This window comes from Sedimenticola sp. (assembly GCF_050289425.1).
Lineage (GTDB): Bacteria > Pseudomonadota > Gammaproteobacteria > Chromatiales > Chromatiaceae > Sedimenticola.
The window spans coordinates 1-19,065 of sequence record NZ_JBNKFS010000030.1 but is presented as its reverse complement, the minus strand read 5'-3'; the positions used below and the strand labels follow the sequence as shown (position 1 = coordinate 19,065).

General features: G+C 55.1%; 15 protein-coding genes. 14 read left to right on the top strand and 1 reads right to left on the bottom strand.

Annotated features, from left to right (window positions below; all coding sequences use genetic code 11):
* Positions 1–88: 88 nt before the first annotated feature.
* The 6 genes from cysM (at position 89) to ACQY5R_RS16645 (ending at position 6,210) form a co-directional block, all read left to right on the top strand.
* On the top strand, positions 89–982 hold the full coding sequence (gene cysM / locus ACQY5R_RS16670) for a cysteine synthase CysM (RefSeq protein ID WP_428610283.1): 894 nt from the start codon (positions 89–91) through the stop codon (positions 980–982).
* The gene (locus ACQY5R_RS16665) at positions 933–3,059 is read left to right on the top strand and encodes a hypothetical protein (RefSeq protein WP_428610281.1); all 2,127 of its coding nucleotides are present in this window, start codon (positions 933–935) and stop codon (positions 3,057–3,059) included. Before cysM ends, ACQY5R_RS16665 begins: the two co-directional genes overlap by 50 nt.
* Positions 3,060–3,094: 35 nt before the next feature.
* Positions 3,095–3,703 (top strand): YdbL family protein, encoded by a 609-nt coding sequence (locus ACQY5R_RS16660; protein ID WP_428610280.1) that lies wholly within the window; start codon positions 3,095–3,097, stop codon positions 3,701–3,703.
* A 100-nt stretch (positions 3,704–3,803) separates the two neighbouring features.
* Entirely contained in the window at positions 3,804–5,135 is a 1,332-nt protein-coding gene (gene rlmD, locus ACQY5R_RS16655; RefSeq protein ID WP_428610278.1) for a 23S rRNA (uracil(1939)-C(5))-methyltransferase RlmD, read from the top strand.
* A gap of 113 nt (positions 5,136–5,248) precedes the next feature.
* Positions 5,249–5,716, top strand: coding sequence for a CYTH domain-containing protein (locus ACQY5R_RS16650; RefSeq protein ID WP_428610276.1), 468 nt, complete (start codon positions 5,249–5,251; stop codon positions 5,714–5,716).
* A 17-nt stretch (positions 5,717–5,733) separates the two neighbouring features.
* The gene (locus ACQY5R_RS16645) at positions 5,734–6,210 is read left to right on the top strand and encodes a L,D-transpeptidase family protein (RefSeq protein WP_428610300.1); all 477 of its coding nucleotides are present in this window, start codon (positions 5,734–5,736) and stop codon (positions 6,208–6,210) included.
* 11 nt (positions 6,211–6,221) lie between these two features.
* Here ACQY5R_RS16645 and ACQY5R_RS16640 read toward each other — a convergent pair whose 3' ends face one another.
* Positions 6,222–6,632: a flagellar basal body-associated FliL family protein gene (locus ACQY5R_RS16640; protein ID WP_428610275.1), complete on the bottom strand. Its 411-nt coding sequence runs from the start codon at positions 6,630–6,632 to the stop codon at positions 6,222–6,224.
* Between the two features lie 95 nt (positions 6,633–6,727).
* Here ACQY5R_RS16640 and nagZ point away from each other — a divergent pair, with 95 nt between their 5' ends.
* The 8 genes from nagZ to ACQY5R_RS16600 all read left to right on the top strand — a co-directional run bounded on the left by nagZ (position 6,728) and on the right by ACQY5R_RS16600 (position 18,850).
* Positions 6,728–7,774: a beta-N-acetylhexosaminidase gene (gene nagZ, locus ACQY5R_RS16635; RefSeq protein WP_428610273.1), complete on the top strand. Its 1,047-nt coding sequence runs from the start codon at positions 6,728–6,730 to the stop codon at positions 7,772–7,774.
* Positions 7,775–7,886: 112 nt separating this feature from the next.
* Positions 7,887–8,492 carry a peroxiredoxin gene (locus tag ACQY5R_RS16630; RefSeq protein ID WP_428610271.1) on the top strand — a complete coding sequence of 202 codons (606 nt, stop codon included), beginning with the start codon at positions 7,887–7,889 and terminating at the stop codon, positions 8,490–8,492.
* A gap of 258 nt (positions 8,493–8,750) precedes the next feature.
* Positions 8,751–9,494, top strand: a complete 744-nt coding sequence (locus tag ACQY5R_RS16625; RefSeq protein WP_428610270.1) for an S-methyl-5'-thioinosine phosphorylase — start codon at positions 8,751–8,753, stop codon at positions 9,492–9,494.
* A gap of 168 nt (positions 9,495–9,662) precedes the next feature.
* Positions 9,663–11,213 (top strand): hypothetical protein, encoded by a 1,551-nt coding sequence (locus tag ACQY5R_RS16620; protein ID WP_428610268.1) that lies wholly within the window; start codon positions 9,663–9,665, stop codon positions 11,211–11,213.
* Between the two features lie 262 nt (positions 11,214–11,475).
* Positions 11,476–12,087 carry a translesion DNA synthesis-associated protein ImuA gene (gene imuA / locus ACQY5R_RS16615; protein ID WP_428610266.1) on the top strand — a complete coding sequence of 204 codons (612 nt, stop codon included), beginning with the start codon at positions 11,476–11,478 and terminating at the stop codon, positions 12,085–12,087.
* A 1-nt stretch (position 12,088) separates the two neighbouring features.
* A complete protein-coding gene (locus tag ACQY5R_RS16610; RefSeq protein WP_428610264.1) occupies positions 12,089–13,510 on the top strand; it encodes a Y-family DNA polymerase in 1,422 nt (473 codons plus the stop codon).
* A 7-nt stretch (positions 13,511–13,517) separates the two neighbouring features.
* Positions 13,518–16,589, top strand: a complete 3,072-nt coding sequence (locus ACQY5R_RS16605; protein WP_428610262.1) for an error-prone DNA polymerase — start codon at positions 13,518–13,520, stop codon at positions 16,587–16,589.
* Between the two features lie 758 nt (positions 16,590–17,347).
* Positions 17,348–18,850, top strand: a complete 1,503-nt coding sequence (locus ACQY5R_RS16600; protein WP_428610261.1) for a DUF6531 domain-containing protein — start codon at positions 17,348–17,350, stop codon at positions 18,848–18,850.
* Positions 18,851–19,065: the final 215 nt, after the last annotated feature.

Below are 19,065 nucleotides of genomic sequence, written 5' to 3'. Positions count from 1 at the left end.
TTCGGTTGTGCCGCCGCAATTGCCAGCGATATCAGTTCTATACTATAGAATGATCTTTTTTCATAGGACCCTACTGTAACCTTGCCGTATGAATTACCCAACTATTGAACAGTTTGTCGGTCATACACCGTTGGTGCGTCTACAGCGTTTACCTGGAGATAGCACGAATACCATTCTTGTTAAGCTAGAGGGAAACAATCCCGCGGGATCGGTCAAAGACCGTCCGGCGCTAAGCATGATTCAGCATGCAGAAGCGCGAGGCGATATCAAACCGGGCGATGCCTTGATTGAAGCAACCAGTGGCAACACCGGTATTGCACTGGCTATGGCAGCGGCAATCAAGGGTTACCGGATGATCCTGATTATGCCGGATAACCTCAGTGTTGAACGACGAGCCTCAATGCGTGCCTACGGCGCCAAACTCATTTTGGTGACAGAAGAGGAAGGTATGGAGGGGGCGCGGGATCTGGCTCAACAGATGGAGCAGCAGGGACAGGGCAAGGTTCTCGATCAATTTTCCAATACCGACAATCCCTTGGCGCACAGCGAAGGTACCGGACCCGAGATATGGGAGCAGACCGGTGGGGAAATCACCCACTTTGTCAGTGCCATGGGTACGACCGGTACCATCATGGGAGTGTCGCACTACCTTAAAGGGGTGAATCCGGCGATAGAGATTGTGGGCGTCCAACCGGCGGAGGGGGCCAGTATCCCTGGCATCCGGCGTTGGCCGGAGGCTTATATCCCTAAGATATTCGACAAGCAATGGGTGGACCGTATGCTGGACGTGACCCAGGAAGAGGCCGAGGATGTCACCCGTCGGTTGGCCATGGAAGAGGGTATATTTGCCGGGATCTCGTCCGGTGGTGCGGTAGCGGCCGCACTGAAACTCTCGCAGGAACTGGAGCATGCGACTATCGTGGCGATAATCTGTGATCGGGGCGACCGCTATCTTTCAACGGGTGTGTTTCCCGCTGAATAAACCGGCTGTATTCAGTGCGGCAGCCATGCTTTGTGCGTTGCTGTTCAGCACATTTACCCTGACGGCGGCCGATCATTTATCAATTAGCCTGGGGGATCTGGACGGTGGGGCTTGGCAAGCTCAGGGTGTGTCACTGCAGCTTGATCTTAGCGCCGATCAGGACCACTTCACTCTTTCTGCTGATACGATCAACCATCCCCTGCTGGCGGAACCGATTCAGCATCTCCATTTTGATTGTCAGCACGGTCAAGTCGCCGACAGGCAGATCATCTGCGACAAGGGTCTGCTGGATCTAACTCTGGATAGCCAGAAACAGCGACGGATTAAGGCGAGAATTAACTGGAAAATAGATTCACAATCTATTGATTTATATCTTGAAAATATATCCTTTTCCAAAGGGAATGTGGCGCTTGTTTTAAAGGCTGACAACGGGCGGTGGCAGTTGTCTGTCGAAGGACGCCATATTGACATCGATCGACTGGGGCGACTTGCTACGCCTCTATCCGATTCCATCAGGCGTTTTGCCCTGCACGGCGGCTTTAACTTGTCGGCGGATCTCAGAGGGCGTGACGCTCATCTGCTCTCCGGCAGTACCCGAATCGACTATCGGGATGTCAGCTTTTCTGATCAACCGGGCGATTACATCGGTCAGGGGTTATCGGGGCAGTGGCGCGGCAATATTTCCCATAAACGCGATAACTGGTTCGGCAACCAACGTTTACAAATCGCTTCCGGTGAACTGCTGACACCGCAGTTTTATCTCTCTCCCTCTAACCGCCCGCTGCTTCTGGAGAGCGATTACCGATATCAAGCGGCTAAAGCACAGCTCTATCTGGAGCGGTTCACGTTTAAACAGATGGAGGGTATCTCAGCCGAAGGCCAAGCCAATGTTTCCCTTCAGGATAAGCCGCAACTGGTGTCGCTGAATCTGAAAACAGCGCCCACCGATCTATCACAACTGTTTCGAGAAAATCTGTTACCGGTATTGGTGAACCCGCAATTTGAAGCGATGGAGCTGGCGGGCAAATTGGCGCTGAATTTGAGTGTCGGTCCTGGGGAATCCCGAGCCAGCATCGAACTCAAAGATGTTTATATAGAGCAAGGTCTGCAGGGGGAGGAGAACAACCAACGGCAATTTGCCCTGTACGACCTGGATGGACAACTCAATTGGTCGAGTGGGAGCGCCACCGATAGTCACTTGAATTGGCAGGGTGGACATCTGTTTGGCGGGATCACCCTGGGGGCCGCCAAGCTGGATCTGAATCTCTCTGGCCGTAATCTGGCGCTGGTCAATCAGGCGTCTATTCCGGTCCTGGATGGCGTGTTGCAAGCGGAACGGTTTGCATTGGAGCAGGGCGATGCGGGCCCAAAGATTCAGTTTCAGGGGTATCTGACACCGATCAGCATGGAGGCTATCAGCCGTGCGGTTGGCTGGCCGCGGTTGGCGGGGCAACTTTCCGGCATGATCCCCGGTCTATCGTATGAAAATGGTGTGATTGCCGTAGAGGGTATCGCACTGGTCAAGATATTTGACGGAGCAATTGTCGTTCGAGACCTGAAACTGGATGACCTGTTTGGTGCGCTGCCTGCATTGGGCGCCGATCTGGAATTGAGGGATATCGATCTGGAAACTCTGACCCGAACCTTCTCATTTGGTAAGATTACCGGAAGATTGGAGGGGCGGGTGAATGACCTCCGGTTGGAGAACTGGACACCGGTGTCATTTGATGCCGCTTTCAATACGCCACGGGATGATGAAACTCGGCATCGGATCAATCAAAAAGCGGTCGACAATATTTCCAATTTGGGCGGATCCGGTGTTTCGGGAGCGCTATCCCGGAGCTTCCTGAGGATTTTTAAGGAGTTCGGTTACGACCGCCTTGGTATCAGTTGCCGATTGGAGCATGGGGTCTGTCACATGGGGGGCATAGAGCCCGCCGAGCGGGGCTACTATCTGGTCAAAGGGGGTGGGCTACCCCGGATCGACATTATGGGATTCAACCAAAAGACGGATTGGCAGGTGCTGGTCAGCAAGTTGAAACAGATTGCATCAGGCGGTGCGCCCGTCATCAAATAGCCGTAGATACGATGCTAATAAAAGGAGCTAACCTAATGAAAGTATTAAGAATAGGTGGTGTGCTGGCAATCCTGGTACTGCTTACCGCCTGCGTCACCATCAATATCTATTTCCCTGCCGCACAGGCCGAAGAGGCCGCTGGGCGGATAGTCGATGACATATTGGGCAAGGAAAAAGCGCCGCAACAACCGAATAAGAGTGATAACAAGAGTTCGTCGCTGCAGCACTCCCTGTTCCGCTCCATCGCGGCCGATACCGTGGATTTCTTCATCCCGGCCGCCGAGGCGGCCCAGCCTGATTTCAATGCCAGTTCACCGGCTATCCGGAAACTGCAAGCCAGCATGAAAAGCCGCAACAGTGCCTTGACCCCTTACTATAACAGTGGCGCCATCGGTTTTACCCGCGATGCCATGATTGCGGTACACGATGCTGCGGCGATCCCTTTGAAATCGCGCAACAAGGCACAGGGGTTGATCAGCAGTGAAAACAGGGACCGCAGTGCACTGTATCGGGCGATTGCCGATGCCAACGGTCATCCCGAATGGGAGGCAGAGATTCGCGCCACATTTGCCCGTACCTGGGTAGAGAAAGCCGCCAGGGGCTGGTGGTATCAAAATGCAAAAGGGGGGTGGGTGCAGAAATAACCCGCAGAACGCCTGTTTACATCTGATACAACGGCAGCGATTGGGCTGCCGTTGATATTTTATACAGTTGCTTTTCCGACCTGAGGATTGACAAAGTTTCATGGGACGCTCAAGAAGACGTAAGTTGCCGCCAGATCCAGTCTTGACCAAGGTTGATACCCTGAGTCATGACGGGCGCGGTGTGGCGCATATTGATGGCAAGGCGGTGTTTATTCACGGCGCACTACCTGGTGAAACGGTCAATTTTCGCTATACACGAACCCAAAAGAATTTTGATGAAGGGGAGGCCATTGAGATTCTCAATCCGTCGCCGGATCGGGTAACACCCGAATGTCCCCATTTCGGTCTCTGTGGGGGGTGCTCACTGCAACATCAATCCGCAGAAGCGCAGATTCTGTCGAAACAGACAGCCCTTTTGGATGCCTTTACACGCATTGGAAAGGTACAACCTGCAACGACCCTGCCGCCACTTGTCAGCAACGACGCCTTTGGCTATCGGCGAAAAGCCCGGTTGGGCGTCAAGTATGTGGCTAAAAAAGGTAAGGTGCTGGTAGGGTTTCGCGAGCGGGGTACGCCTTATGTGGCCGATCTCTCCCAATGCCTGATCCTGCATCCCAAGGTGGGACAACTGATCACGCCGCTCAGCGATCTGATCGGATCACTCAGCATCAAGGAGCGTATCCCCCAGATTGAAGTCGCCATGGGGGATAGTGATTGTGTGTTGATATTTCGATTGCTCGCACCGCTATCTGCGACCGATACAGAGCAACTCCTGGCGTTCGGAGCGGAAAAGGGGGTGGCTATTTACACCCAGAGTGGTGGACCGGATACGGTGACACCCCTGCAGTCACAACCGATAGATCTGCATTATGACCTGCCAGCCTATGGATTGACTCTCCACTTTTTGCCCAATGATTTCACCCAGGTGAACAGTGCACTCAACCGCGTCATGATCGAGCGTGCATTGGGGCTGTTGGATCTTGGGTCGGAAGACCGTGTTCTGGATCTGTTTTGCGGCTTGGGTAACTTTACATTGCCGATTGCCAAAAGTGTCAAAGAGGTCGTGGGTGTTGAGGGGGATGCCGGACTGGTCGCCAGAGCGAGGGAGAATGCGCTCGGAAATGGTGTGCATAATAGTCGCTATTACACGGCTAATCTTTATGAATCGTTGCAGAAAGAGCCCTGGCTGAGGGAGCGTTTTAATAAAGTCTTACTCGATCCTCCCCGTTCCGGTGCGGTCGAGGTGCTTGAACATCTCCCCAAATTGGGGATCGAGCGTATCGTCTACGTCTCTTGCTATCCGGGTACATTGGCACGAGATGCCGGTGAGCTGGTCAATAAGCACGGTTATCGATTAGTCTCGGCTGGTGTGATGGATATGTTTCCCCATACTGCCCATGTGGAGTCGATCGCACTCTTTGAGAAATCCTGAGCGTACTTGATCAGTGACTTTGGAAAGAGAACGTAACTATCTGATTATCTACTCGTTCCCACGCTCTGCGTGGGAACGCATATGGCGCGACTAACGACGAACGGACTTTTTAAATGGCTTTAGAAATAGAACGTAAATTCATAGTAATAAACGATAAATGGAAGAGTGGAGTCGTTTCGGAATCGGTGCTTAAACAGGCCTATATCGCTAACCAGCCGAATGCCACCGTGCGTATTCGTGTAGCGAATGGCGTGGCGCATCTGAATATAAAAAGCGCCACCACCGGTATCTCACGGGCTGAATTCGAGTATCCGATTCCCCTGGCAGATGCCGAACAGATGCTGCAACAGATCGCCCTGCAACCGTTTATCGATAAGACGCGCTACCAGGTTAAATGGGGCAATCACATCTGGGATCTGGACCTGTTTGCCGGCGAAAATCGCGGCCTGGTGATGGCGGAAGTGGAACTGAGCAGTGAGGATGAGTCATTCGAGCTGCCACCTTGGGCGGGCGACGAGGTCTCCGGCGATCCGCGCTACTACAACTCCAACCTGGTCAAGCACCCTTACTCCCAGTGGTAAACGATCAGGACCCAATCATTCAAATTGATTTGCAGCTACAGCAACTGCGACTGCTGCACGGAACCGATTGTGTCGCCTGCTATGCCGTTTCAACGGCCAGCAACGGTCCGGGCGAGCGAGCCGGTAGCGAGTGTACGCCATGTGGCCTGCACCGGATTCGCCTGAAGATCGGTGAGGGACTGCCGGAAAACAGTGTGTTTATCGGGCGGCGACCCACTGGCGAGCGCTATACGCCCGAACTGGCTGCGGCCAACCCGGGACGTGACTGGATTCTCTCCCGTATTCTCTGGCTAAGCGGATTAGAACCGGGTAAGAATCGAGGCGGCCGTGTCGACAGCCTGCGGCGATTTATCTATATCCACGGTACACCGGACTCCGAACCGATGGGGCAGGCGGCATCCCATGGTTGTATCCGGATGCGCAACAAAGAGTTAATGGAACTCTTTAACCGAGTGTCTGTGGGTACGGTGGTGGATATCCGGGAGCATTTTTAAACTGATCGGGGCTATTGCACCAGATAGGTGGTAAAGAAGAGGTCGTCGATCATCTCTTCGCCCTCCAACTGCTTCATCACTTTTCGTAGTGCCTTGAGCGCGACCTTGCGCAACCGCTCTTTTCCTTTGGTGGTGCGGATTTCATCCCCCTGTTGATCGCTCAACAACAAAATTAACTCGTGGCGCAGTGCCGGGGCGTGCAGGCTAATGGCGGGCAAACGATTTTCATCCCGGGTCATCAGTTGTACATCACAACGAATATACTTGGCTTTCCCCTTGACGTTGACCACGATAGAAGGAGCGAGCTCGTAATAAGCGATCACTTTGGGTGCTTGTTCCTCAGCGGTCTGCTCTTCCGCAGCACGTAACATTGATGTGGCAAAGAGGAGGATCAAGCTCAAAGGTAAGGCAATAAGACGCATCTTTACTTCCGAATCGGTTTATTCTGTAATGCTCGGTCAACGCAAGCCGCACAGTATAGCCGATTGATAAAAACGATGATCAAGGAATTCGCCCAATGAGCCATGGCCCTCTTATGCTGGATCTCCAGGGAGCTGCACTCACGGATGATGAACGTGAATGGTTGCGTCATCCGGCCGCCGGTGGCGTGATCCTATTCAGCCGGAACTATGAATCGCCCGGACAGGTCGCTGCATTGATAGAAGAGATTCATGCCCTCCGTTCGCCACCTCTGCTGGTGGCGGTCGATCAGGAGGGGGGCCGGGTACAGCGTTTCAGGGAGGGGTTTACCCGCCTTCCTCCGGCTGCCTGGTTTGGCGAACTCAACCGGATCAATGCGAAAAAAGCCAAGGACACGGCACAGCGGATTGGTTGGTTGATGGCCGCCGAGTTGCGTGCGGTCGGGGTGGATTTCAGTTTCGCACCGGTGTTGGATCTGGGGCTGGGCCTCAGTAGCGTGATCGGCGATCGGGCTTTCGGCTCGAAACCGCTGATCGTGGCGGAATTGGCCCACGCCTGGATGATCGGTACGCATGAAGCGGGCATGGCGGCAGTGGGGAAACACTTTCCAGGGCACGGTGGGGTGACCGAGGATTCCCATTGTGAACTGCCTGTCGATCACCGTCCTGTCGGCGACCTGATGATGGAAGATCTGCTCCCTTTCCAACGCATGATCGATTATGGCCTGGATGCCATCATGCCTGCGCATGTGATCTATGATCAGGCGGATCCGGAACTGGCGGGTTTCTCCCGCTTCTGGCTACAGCATATCTTGCGTGACCAGTTGGGATTCCACGGTGTCATCTTCAGTGACGATCTGACGATGGCCGCCGCGGAGGGGGCGGGTAATTATGCGCAGCGTGCCCAAGCCGCCCTGGCGGCCGGCTGCGATATGGTTCTGGTCTGCAACAATCCGGCAGGCGCGGTGGAAGTCCTTGAATCATTGGCGGATTACAGTGATCCGGCAGCACAAATGCGCTTGATACGTATGCATGGGCGCAAGGCGCTTTCCAGGGACGCACTGCATCTCGATCCGAGATGGACGCATGCGCTGGATATCATTGCCCGATATGAAGAGAATCCGGCGTTGGATCTGGATCTGTAATAGCCGGGCAAACTACCCGTTAAATTAAATTTATTCCTGTGGCATAATCGGCCAAATATTAGAGTGGATCTAATATCCAGAACATAAACCAACCATTTAGAGGATTCATAAAGTGGGCGTACTTGTAGGACGTGAAGCACCTGATTTTACCGCACCGGCCGTACTGGGCAGTGGAGAGATTGTCGACAGCTATAACCTAAAAGAGGCAACTGCCGGGAAGTACAAGGTACTCTTTTTCTATCCCCTCGATTTTACCTTTGTTTGTCCTTCCGAATTGATCGCATTTGATCACCGGCTAGAAGAGTTCAGCAAACGCAACGTGGAAGTGGTCGGTATCTCTATCGACTCCCACTTCACCCACAACGCTTGGCGCAATACCCCGATCAATCAGGGCGGTATCGGACCAGTCGGTTATACCTTGGTGGCCGATATGACGCACGCCATCTGCAAGGCCTATGACGTAGAGACACCAGATGGCGCGGTCGCATTCCGTGGCTCCTTCCTGATCGATAAGGCGGGTGTGGTTCGTCATCAAGTGGTCAATGACCTGCCCTTGGGTCGCAATATTGACGAGATGCTGCGTATGATCGATGCGCTGCAGTTTACCGAAGAGCACGGTGAAGTGTGTCCGGCAGGTTGGAAGCAGGGTGAGAAGGGCATGTCGGCCTCCCCCGATGGTGTAGCCACTTATCTGGCCGAGAATGCCGAGGGCCTATAAGGCGTAGCGCGTACACAGGCTATCGATGGATGGCCGCGTATCGGCAGAAAGCCGGTTACCACTTGGTAACCGGCTTTTTCTTTGACTCATAGAACGGCGGTTGTACTGGAGTGGATTTTACCCGGATGTGCGGGGACAGAGTGATGTGGATTGCATTAGACTGTGGCCAATCGGAGGCGTGGTTGCCAACGCAAGGCAGGGTAAGCGTGGCGCGCAATCCATGAGTGCAGAGATAATGGACAACATAGGACGAAGATCGTGACTGATTTGGCGATAATTGGTGGCTCGGGGTTTAGCAAACTTGAAGAACTGGAGATAACCCGGCGTGAAGTGATTCATACCCCCTACGGGGAGCCGTCAGCACCGGTTGCGCACGGTGTTTTCAAAAATAAAAAGGTGGCTTTTCTACCGCGCCACGGAACGGCACACACCATTCCTCCCCACAAGGTTAATTACCGCGCCAATATCTGGGCGTTAAAGCATATCGGTGCAAAGCGAATAGTAGCTATCGCCGCGGTGGGCGGCATCGGTGCGGATATGGCCCCGGGGGTGATTGCCATTCCGGACCAGATTATCGACTACACCTACTGCAGAGACCACACTTACTTCGAGCACGACCTGAGCCAGGTGACCCATATTGATTTCACCCACCCCTATAGTGAATCACTTCGCCAGAATCTGATAGCGGTTGCCAAAAAGGTGGGGATACCGGTAGTCGACAACGGTATATACGGTGCCACCCAGGGGCCGCGACTGGAAACGGCCATGGAAATCAATCGAATGGAACGAGACGGTTGTACCCTGGTCGGGATGACCGGCATGCCGGAAACCTCACTCGCCAGGGAACTGGAACTGGAATATGCTTGCTGTGCCGTGGTCGCCAACTGGGCGGCCGGCAGAGGGGATGGCCCTATAACCATGAAGGAGATCGAAGCACATATCGGACGTGGCATGGAACAGGTAATCACCTTGATTGCCGCTTTGCTTGGCTCACTGAAGTAAGGCTGCTTAACAGGCCTTGCGCAAGCGCCACTCTATAGCCATATAAAGATATCCAATGCCTGATCGGCCGGTTACTGCTGCTAGGATTGATCCAGCACATAGAATCCGGCTACAGCAGGCGATAGGCTGGCTGCCGGGATAAACGGATATGATTCAGGAGTAGAGCACATGGCTGAGGATGATCTGAACGAGGTACCGAAACAGGCTGAAGGTGAAGTCTCTGCCGAAAAAACGGCAGCGCCAAAGAAAAAGGCCGTCAGGAAAAAGACACCACAAGCCAATACCGCAGCGAAAAAGAAGGTCAGCGTCAAGAAAAAAGCAGCCCCGAAGAAAAAGGCCGCCAGAAAGAGCGGTATCGCTGCCAGTAAAAGTACATCGAAAAACGATGCGGCCGAATTGCCGGCGGTTAACGAGGCATCCGCTCCAGCACCAGAGAAAGCCCCGGATCAACCGACCGCAGCTGAAAACCTACCTGAGAGTGATGCCTCCGCAGCCGTTATGCTGGCCGAGACGAAGGAGACCGGCGACATATCCGTCTCCTCCTCGAATGTGGAAGCGGCTTCGGCGGCAGTTAGTGAAGAGCCGGTCCAGGAAGTGGCACCGAAGAGAAATGAAAATGTTCAGAAGCGCTTAGAGGAGATGGGACTCATGCCTCCTGATTCAACTGAAAAACAGACGCCGCCGCCCGCCAAACGGACTGGAAGCGGCCTCGGATTCTGGCAAAAGTCGTTCATCTGGGCCATTGTGATCGTTGCCGGACTGCTTTATCTACGCACGGTCAACAATCCGGGGAACCGGGCTGGCGATGAGATGGCGAGTAGCGCCGCACCGGTAGATAAGACAGCACAGGTTGCCGATAATCCGACGACAGATGTGACACCCAATGAACCTCCTGTAGCCGCCGTTGATTCAGTCAATGCAAACGCGTTGGCCATGACAGAATCAGACAAGGGCGGCGCCCAAGATATGCCTTCCGTAGCGGCCAATGCTGCCGGTGCAAATGCGCCCGCAACGGATATGACTTCAGCTAATGCGGAAGAGAAGCCGGGCCTGGCAGAGAATCAGCCGGCACAGGAGGGGACTGTTATTGTGCCCAATGATCAGGTGGCGGCAGGCCAATCGGTAGCCGCTACCGAACCATCAGCCGTCCCGACAACCGAAGCGGCCGGTGAAACCGGACAGACCGCAGTGGGCGAGGCCGTAGTTGCCGGTAGTAGCCCGGCCAGTGCTGAAAGCGTTCCGCAGACAGTGGCCAATGCGGGAGCCGAGGAAGCGTCGGGTGTACCGCTTGGCGCGTCAACGGGGGGCGGTGAACCTCTCGCCACGACTCCTTCGCCGGACCAGGCCGGTAACCTGCCACAGATGCCCGGTATGGCATCCCGGTATGGTGGTGCGGGTATGTCACCCATGTGGAGCAATCCACAGCAGCCCATGATGCCCATGATGCAGAACCGTTTTGCCACAGCGCCGTCATCGGCCCCTGCGGAGAGCACCTCAGAGGCGGCGCAGACTCAGTCGGGAAAACAGAACCCGTCACAACAATCCGCTCCTATGGGGCAGCGGTATTCGTTCCCTTATCGGCGCGGTTTCATCAATCCGGGATATCCCTGGGGCGTTAACCCGCCAGTTGCTCCCTATTACTGGCCCTATCCGCCACGCCCACCCGTTTATGGGCCTGTCGTGAGATATCCCTACTATTATCCGCAAGTCCCCAGGTAAGACAGCCACGCTAAAAAACATATTTCCGCCACCTCATCACGAGGTGGCGGAAATGCCGTTTATGCTATCGCCCTTCGGTCATACCGGTTCCCAGACACTATCCCGCTAAGGGATATCTGTCTCGATCCTTCAATTCCGATCTATTGAAAGTTCTCTATATGTTCTCTATTCTATAGAGAACGAAATCGACAGTTATTGATCTCCCATTTTCGAGATCGATCGGCCGTCACTGTTGTGACCGACTCCCTCTGGTTAGAGAACCATGATCCTGGAAGAGCTTCTCTCAAACGTCCCTGTCTGGCGCGGCGATACACTGCTCCTCGGCCACCGGCCCAGGACACTGCCTACTGGCTATCCTGATCTGGATGGGCTGCTGGCGGGTGACGGCTGGCCGGGCTCGGCACTCACCGAGCTGTTGCTCGATCATTACGGTATCGGTGAACTGGGCTTGCTGTGCCCGTTATTGGAAGAGCTGGGGCAGGCCGAAAAACCGGTAGTCTGGATCTCGCCGCCTTACATTCCCTATGCCCCGGCATTACGTCAGGCGCGAATCCCCCTGAATAGCATGCGCTGGCTCTCCCCCGATACGGTTGGTGACGCCGCCTGGGTGGCGGAGCAGTGCCTGCGCTCCGGCAGTTGTGGTGCGGTGCTGTTTTGGCCCAAAGCTCTTAACACTAAGATATTGCGCCGTCTGCAGTTGGCAGCGGAACAGGGCGAGTGCCCCGGTTTTCTGTTTCGTTCCCGGGCGGCCGCCACGCAAAGCTCACCGGCAGCCCTGCGTCTGTTGCTGCAGCCCCAGCCTCAGGGATTGGGCGTGGAACTGCTCAAGTGCCGTGGACGCCGTCCCGGCGCCGGTATCTGTCTGGCGGTGTGAGATGCTCTGGCTGGCCTTGCGTTTTTCACATCTTGCCCTGGAGTTGGCTGTCTCCCTCCAGGCCGACAGCGTGCCCCTAGTGATTCGTGAGCTGGGGGGCAGTCGCCAGCAGGTGTTCGATGCCAACACGGCTGCGCGTCGGCTGGGCGTGCGACAGGGCATGAGCATGAAACAGGCCCAATTGTTGATAGCGGACTTGACCATCCTCGATCGGGACGCGGTACGGGAGAGCAAAGGGCTGACACGCCTGGCCCATTGGGCCATGCAGTTCACCTCCCGGGTGGTGTTGCAGCCACCTCGGGGACTGCTGCTGGAGATCGGTGCCAGCCGGCGTCTGTTTGGTGGAGTGACGACGTTGCACCGACAGGTGATCGCCAGCTGTGGACAGCTTGGTCATCGCCCACGCAGCGCGATCGCCCCTAATCCCCAGGCGGCCTGGTGGTTCAGTGCCTTGCCTAAGACGCAGGTGATTATCCGGGATCAGGATCTACGTGAGGCACTGGAGACGCTTCCGCTCGGCTGTCTGGAACTGTCGGACAGACAGCGCCAGGCCCTGCGCCGCCTGGGGTTGCGCTATCTGGGACAGTGTCTGCGTCTACCCCGGGCAGGCCTGCGGCGGCGTTTTGGTGAGGAGTGGCTTGAGCGGCTCGATTGTGCCCTGGGTCATCGCTCGGATCCCCGCGCCGATTTTCAGCCGCCATTTCGATTTGAGGTACGGCTGGAGTTGCCGGCCGAGGTGGATCACTGCAGCGGTCTGCTGTTCGGGCTGCGGCGTCTGTTGCAGGAGTTGGGTGGGGTGCTGCTGGGGAGTGATGCGGCGATCGATCGATTGACACTCACCTTGGAGTACGCGGATCTGCCCGCCACTGATATCTCATTGCAACTGCTACGGCCCCTTCGTGATCCGGGTTATCTGTTGGAATTGTGGCGGGAACGGCTGGAACGGGAAATATTGCCGGCACCGGTATTGGGTCTGCGTCTGACCAGTGCCGAGTTCCAGCCGGCCGACCACACCAACCTGGGCCTTCTTGGCCGGGCCAGCGGATGCGCCGAAGGCGCGGCCTTGTGGGAGCGGCTGCAGGCCCGCCTGGGTCGGGAGGTGGTACGGCAATTGGGGGTGGTGGCTGATCACCGTCCCGAATTGGCCTGGAGCCAGAACGGTTCCGCTGAAGGTATCCCGTCGGGGCGACGTCCGCTGTGGCTGCTGGAACCACCTGAGCGGCTGCGGCAGGGGCCACAGGGACCGTGGCGCGATGGGCCGCTACGATTGGAGCAGGGACCGGAACGGATCGAGAGCGGTTGGTGGCAGGGGCGCTGGGTGCGGCGTGATTATTTCATCGCCACCGATAGCCACGGTGCCCGGTTGTGGCTGTTCCGCCAGGCGGATGACCGGCACTGGTACCTGCACGGCCGCTTTGGTTGAGGTGAATATGCCAGCGGTTGAATATGCCGAGTTGCACTGCCTCTCCAACTTCACTTTTCTTCGCGGTGCCTCGCATCCGGAGGAGCTGGTGGCCCAAGCCGCTGAGCTGGGCTATCGGGCATTGGCCGTGACCGATGAATGCTCCCTGGCTGGCGTAGTGCGGGCTCATGAAGAGGCCAAGGCACAGAAACTGCCGTTGATTATCGGTAGCGAGTTTTACCTGGAGGAGGGGGACCGGTTAGTGTTGCTGGCTACCGACCGTCAAGCCTACGCCGGTTTGAGTGCCTTGATCACCCGGGCCAGGCGGGCCGCTGAAAAAGGACAATACCGGCTGGCCCGCGATGATCTGGATGAGCTACCGGGTTGCCTGGTATTGCTGCGCCCCAACGATCCGCAGGATACGCACCAGATGGGCCACTATGTGGAGCGTTTTGCCGGGCGGCTGTGGCTGGAAGCCAATCGACTACTCATAGGCGATGAGCAACGGCAACTACAGGCGCTGCGCGCCGGTGCCGACTCTTTCGAGTTACCCATCGTGGCCGCCGGCGATGTGCACATGCACCGGCGTGAACGCCAGTCGCTGCAGGATCTGGTAACGGCTATCCATCACCGTACCACGTTGTCGCAGGCCGGTTGGGCACTCTATCCCAATGCGGAGCGTCATCTGCGGCCCCTGGCGACCCTGGCCCGGATCTATCCTCGGGAGTGGCTGCAACAGAGTTGCGTTATCGCCGGGCGCTGCCACTTCAACCTGAATGAGCTGCGGTACGAGTACCCCGATGAACTGGTGCCGCCGGGTCTTACTCCGGCAGCTCATCTGCGCGCCCTGACCGAGGCCGGCATGCGGGTACGCTGGCCTGACGGGGCACCTCCCAAGGTGCGCCAGCAGATCGAGCATGAGCTGCAGCTGATCGGCGAACTGCACTATGAACCCTACTTTCTCACCGTACACGACATCGTACGCTTTGCCCGAGAACGGCAGATCCTCTGCCAGGGGAGGGGGTCGGCGGCCAACTCGGCGGTCTGCTACGCCCTGGGTATCACCGAGGTGGATCCCTCGCGCCTGTCGACCCTGTTCGAGCGTTTTATCTCCAGGGAGCGCAACGAACCGCCTGACATCGATGTGGACTTCGAGCATCAGCGGCGCGAGGAGGTGATCCAGTACCTCTATGAAAAGTATGGTCGCCACCGAGCCGCCCTGGCCGCCACGGTAATCACCTATCGCACCCGCAGCGCCCTGCGTGAGACCGGCAAGGCGCTGGGCTTCGATACCGATACCCTGGACCGCTTGGCCACCACCCACAGCTGGTGGGACGGCCGCCGCCTGAATAGGGAGCGTATTCGTGACCTGGGGTTCGATCCGATGCAACCGGCACTGCGCCGGTTGCTGGCGTTGACCGGGCAATTGATCGGCTTTCCGCGCCACCTCTCGCAACATGTGGGGGGCTTCGTCATTGCCCGGGAACGGCTCGACTGGCTGGTGCCGATCGAAAATGCCGCCATGCCCGAGCGCACCGTCATCCAGTGGGATAAGGATGATCTGCAGGCCTTGGGACTGCTGAAGATCGATGTGTTGGCGCTGGGTATGCTCAGTGCCATCCGCCGCAGCCTGGCACTGATTGGCAACTATCGGGGCCAGCCGTTTCGAATGCAGGATATTCCATCCGAGGACCCGGCTACCTACGCCCTGATCGGCCGGGCCGATACCGTCGGTGTGTTCCAGATCGAATCCCGTGCCCAGATGACCATGCTGCCGCGGCTGCGCCCGGCCTGTTTTTACGACCTGGTGATTGAGGTGGCCATCGTGCGTCCGGGACCAATCCAGGGGAATATGGTGCATCCCTATCTGCGCCGTCGTCAGGGACTGGAACCGGTGGAGTACCCCAGTCAGGAAGTGCGGGGTGTGTTGGAGCGCACTTTAGGTGTGCCCCTGTTTCAGGAGCAGGCGATTGAACTGGCTATGGTGGCGGCCGGTTTTTCCGCCGGTGAAGCCGACGCCCTGCGCCGAGCCATGGCCGCTTGGCGCCGCCGCGGCGGTATCGAGGGATTTCAACGCAAGCTGTTCGATGGTATGCACCAGCGCGGCTATAGCGAAGAGTTTGCCGAACGCATCTTTAACCAGATCAAGGGCTTCAGCGAGTACGGTTTTCCCGAGTCCCACGCCGCCAGTTTTGCCTTGCTGGCCTATGTCTCGGCCTGGCTCAAATGCCATGAACCGGCGGCTTTTTTCTGCGGTCTGCTCAACAGTCAGCCGATGGGCTTTTATGCCCCGGCACAACTGATCCAGGATGCCCGGCGTCACCGTGTGCAGGTACGCCCGGTGGATGTCTGCCACAGCCACTGGGACTGTTCCCTGGAGCGGGGTCGGAATACCCGGCCAGAATTGCGGCTGGGACTGCGCCTGGTCAATGAACTCTCGGGTACCGGCGCGGCACGGTTGGTGGCAGCACGCCGGGCTAAACAGTTTGACGATATCGGCGATCTATCCCGACGCGCCCGGCTCAATGAGCGCGACCTGCAGGCCCTGGCCGCTGCCGATGCCTTGGTCAGCCTGGGTGGCCACCGCTATCAGGCGCAGTGGCAGGTACTCGGCGTCGAGACGCCGACCCCGTTGTTTGAGGTCCCGGCGGCAGAGCAGGGCGTAGTGTTGCCGGAGCCGTCACTGGGGGAAGCGGTGTATGCCGATTATGAGGCCCTGGGTCTGTCACTTCGGCGGCACCCGCTGCAACTGCTGCGTACCCGCTTACGCCGTGCCGGGGTGCGTACGGCGGCCGAGATACAGGCGACACACGACCGCACCTGGTTGCGTGCGGCCGGCCTGGTGATCGGCCGCCAGCGGCCGCACTCCGCCAGCGGTGTACTGTTTGCCACCCTGGAGGATGAGAGCGGCCAGATCAATCTGGTCATCTGGCCCAAGACACTGGAGCGATTTCGTCAGGTGGTGCTGAACGCTCGGTTACTGATGGTTAATGGCCAAGTACAGCGCGAGGGGCAGGTGGTGCACCTGGTTGCTCATAGGTTGGAGGATTATAGTGACTGGCTGGGTGGGCTGAATGTTTCGTCGCGGGACTTCCGTTGAGTTACTCTTGATTGGGCAGCTAAACCTTCCACAGCTTAGATATGGTTAGTGTGGTGTTCACTTAATATTTTAAAAGAAATGGTACGTTGCTCTTGGTAGCAGGGATAGTTCTGGAAAACATTATCTACGTTAATTTGATTAACTACGCTATATGATTTTATATGAAAAAAAGTATTGAAATAGTAAAGATGTTCGTGTGATCATTAGCAAGCATTCTGCTGACCAAAAAATTATCACAAACATCTAAAGAATATAATAATTAGGTTACAAAAAATGGACTTAGAAGCGGCTACGGATAGTCATTGGATGCCAGTAAATAACCCTTCAATTTTTCCTCAGACAAGCAAATGTTAATCCTGGGTTTTTGTTCTGGGGTTTATAACGTTCAAAGCACCAAGCTTGGCGAGGCTCCAGAATTTACTCGAAATGTACAAGGGCGTGAACTGTCCCGTTCCGTGCGGACACAGCTCTAACGGACTTTCCTCATTAATATAATAAATGCAAATACTTACTGGCTTTAACCGTTATGAGAGTCCTCGACTGCCGGATCTTGCTATTGCGGATCAAATCACCTGTTACACCTATAACAGTTTGAGGCTGTCGACGGGCCGCAAGTCGATGTCAATGATGTCTCCACCTTTGGCTACAACCGTCAAGGAGAACGAGCTCGTAAGACCGTGTGCGGGGAGTGGCCCGCTATGTATATAACGGAAAGGCAAATAGCTTTCGAAACTGCACAATAAATAGAGGTCGAGCAAGTGAATGGTAAATCAAATATAAGGGTGCACCTAAAAAACGTGGCTGTGTTGGGTGGTACTAATAAAAAATTGGCTTCTAATACCATTCTTGTCGCGGTGCTTTGGTTCTTCTATTTGTCAAATGTACACGCCGGATCTCATTATTTTCCTACACAAGATAGTGCATATGAAGCGTGTCATACTGATGCGAATCGGCTAATGGACGCACGTTCCTCCAGTTTTCATTCTTATAGCTGTTTACCTGGAGGTGCAGGGAAGTATAGGCTCTGGCACTATCAAAATAGTATGTGGGTGCCCGATGAGGTATTAGATGAATACTATTATCCTACTGGCAATAATATGCCTAGTAAGCATGCAGGTTACTCGTGTTCTTCTCCATATGCGGGCAATCCGATTCTTATCTCTGTCGGTAATAAATACCAGCATGAACCAGACTATCAAAGGGTAAGTGGTCTTTCTATCGAGAGATCTTACAATAGTGAGCGATATCAGCCGATTGACTATGGTTTTGGCCTGGGTTGGAGCTCTCCAATATTTCGTAGCTTGTCGCGGAATAATGATACGATGACTATACTTCGTTCCACTGGATATGCGGAAATCCAAACAAAAATTGATGGTGTTTGGGTGGGTGATTTGGATTCAAAATATGTCATCAAAGAAACGTTAACCGGATATACCTTAACTTATGGTCGTGGTAATACTGAATACTATAATCTTACAGGACGAATTGTTTCTGATATAGATATTCAGGGTCATATTACAACTTACGGCTATACAGATGTATACGGAAAGTTGAGTGATATTACAGATTATTTTGGACAAAAAATCACAATTGATTACGATAGTAGTGGCCACATTGATATAATCACTACTCCAGATAATGGCACACTGACCTATGCTTATGATGCCATCAACAACCTGATATCAGTCACCAATCAAGATAACAAAACCCGCCAGTACCACTACGAAAACAGCAGTTTCACCCACGCCCTAACCGGTATCACCGACGAGAACGGCAACCGCTATGCGACTTGGACCTATGATGACCAAGGCCGTGCTATTTCATCGGAACATGCTGGTGGTGTTGATAAACACACTTTGGCATTTAATGCCGATGGCACGACTACGGTTACCAACCCTTTAGGTAAACAGACCACCTACCATTTCACCGATATTCTGGGAGTTAAAAAAGTCACGCAAGTAGAAGGTCATCCTACGGCCAGCTGTGCGGGAGCCAATAAAGCCTACACCTATGATGCCAATGGTTTCATGACCTCCAAAACCGACTGGCAGGGTCATCTGACGACCTATACCCGCGACAACCGCGGTTTGGAGTTATCCCGCACTGAAGCCGCCGGCACGCCAGAAGCCCGTACCATCACCACCGAGTGGCATACCGATTATCGCCTGCCGGTGCGTATTACTGAACCCGGCAAGATCACTGAATTTACCTATGACGCACAAGGGCGTGAACTGTCCCGTTCCGTGCGGCCACAGCTTTAAATGATTTAATTTCCACTTAACACAATGAATAATTAATTAAAGGAAATAATATCAGTGAGCAGATTTTGCGTTAAGTCGACATTGCTAATTACATTATCCTTTGTGTTTTATAGTGGACTAGCATCGGCACTTGATAGTTGGGGTTATGGTTGGACTTCTGCTTCCGATCTAATTAGCACAGACGTATTTATTAGTAGTCCAGACGATGCAGGAGC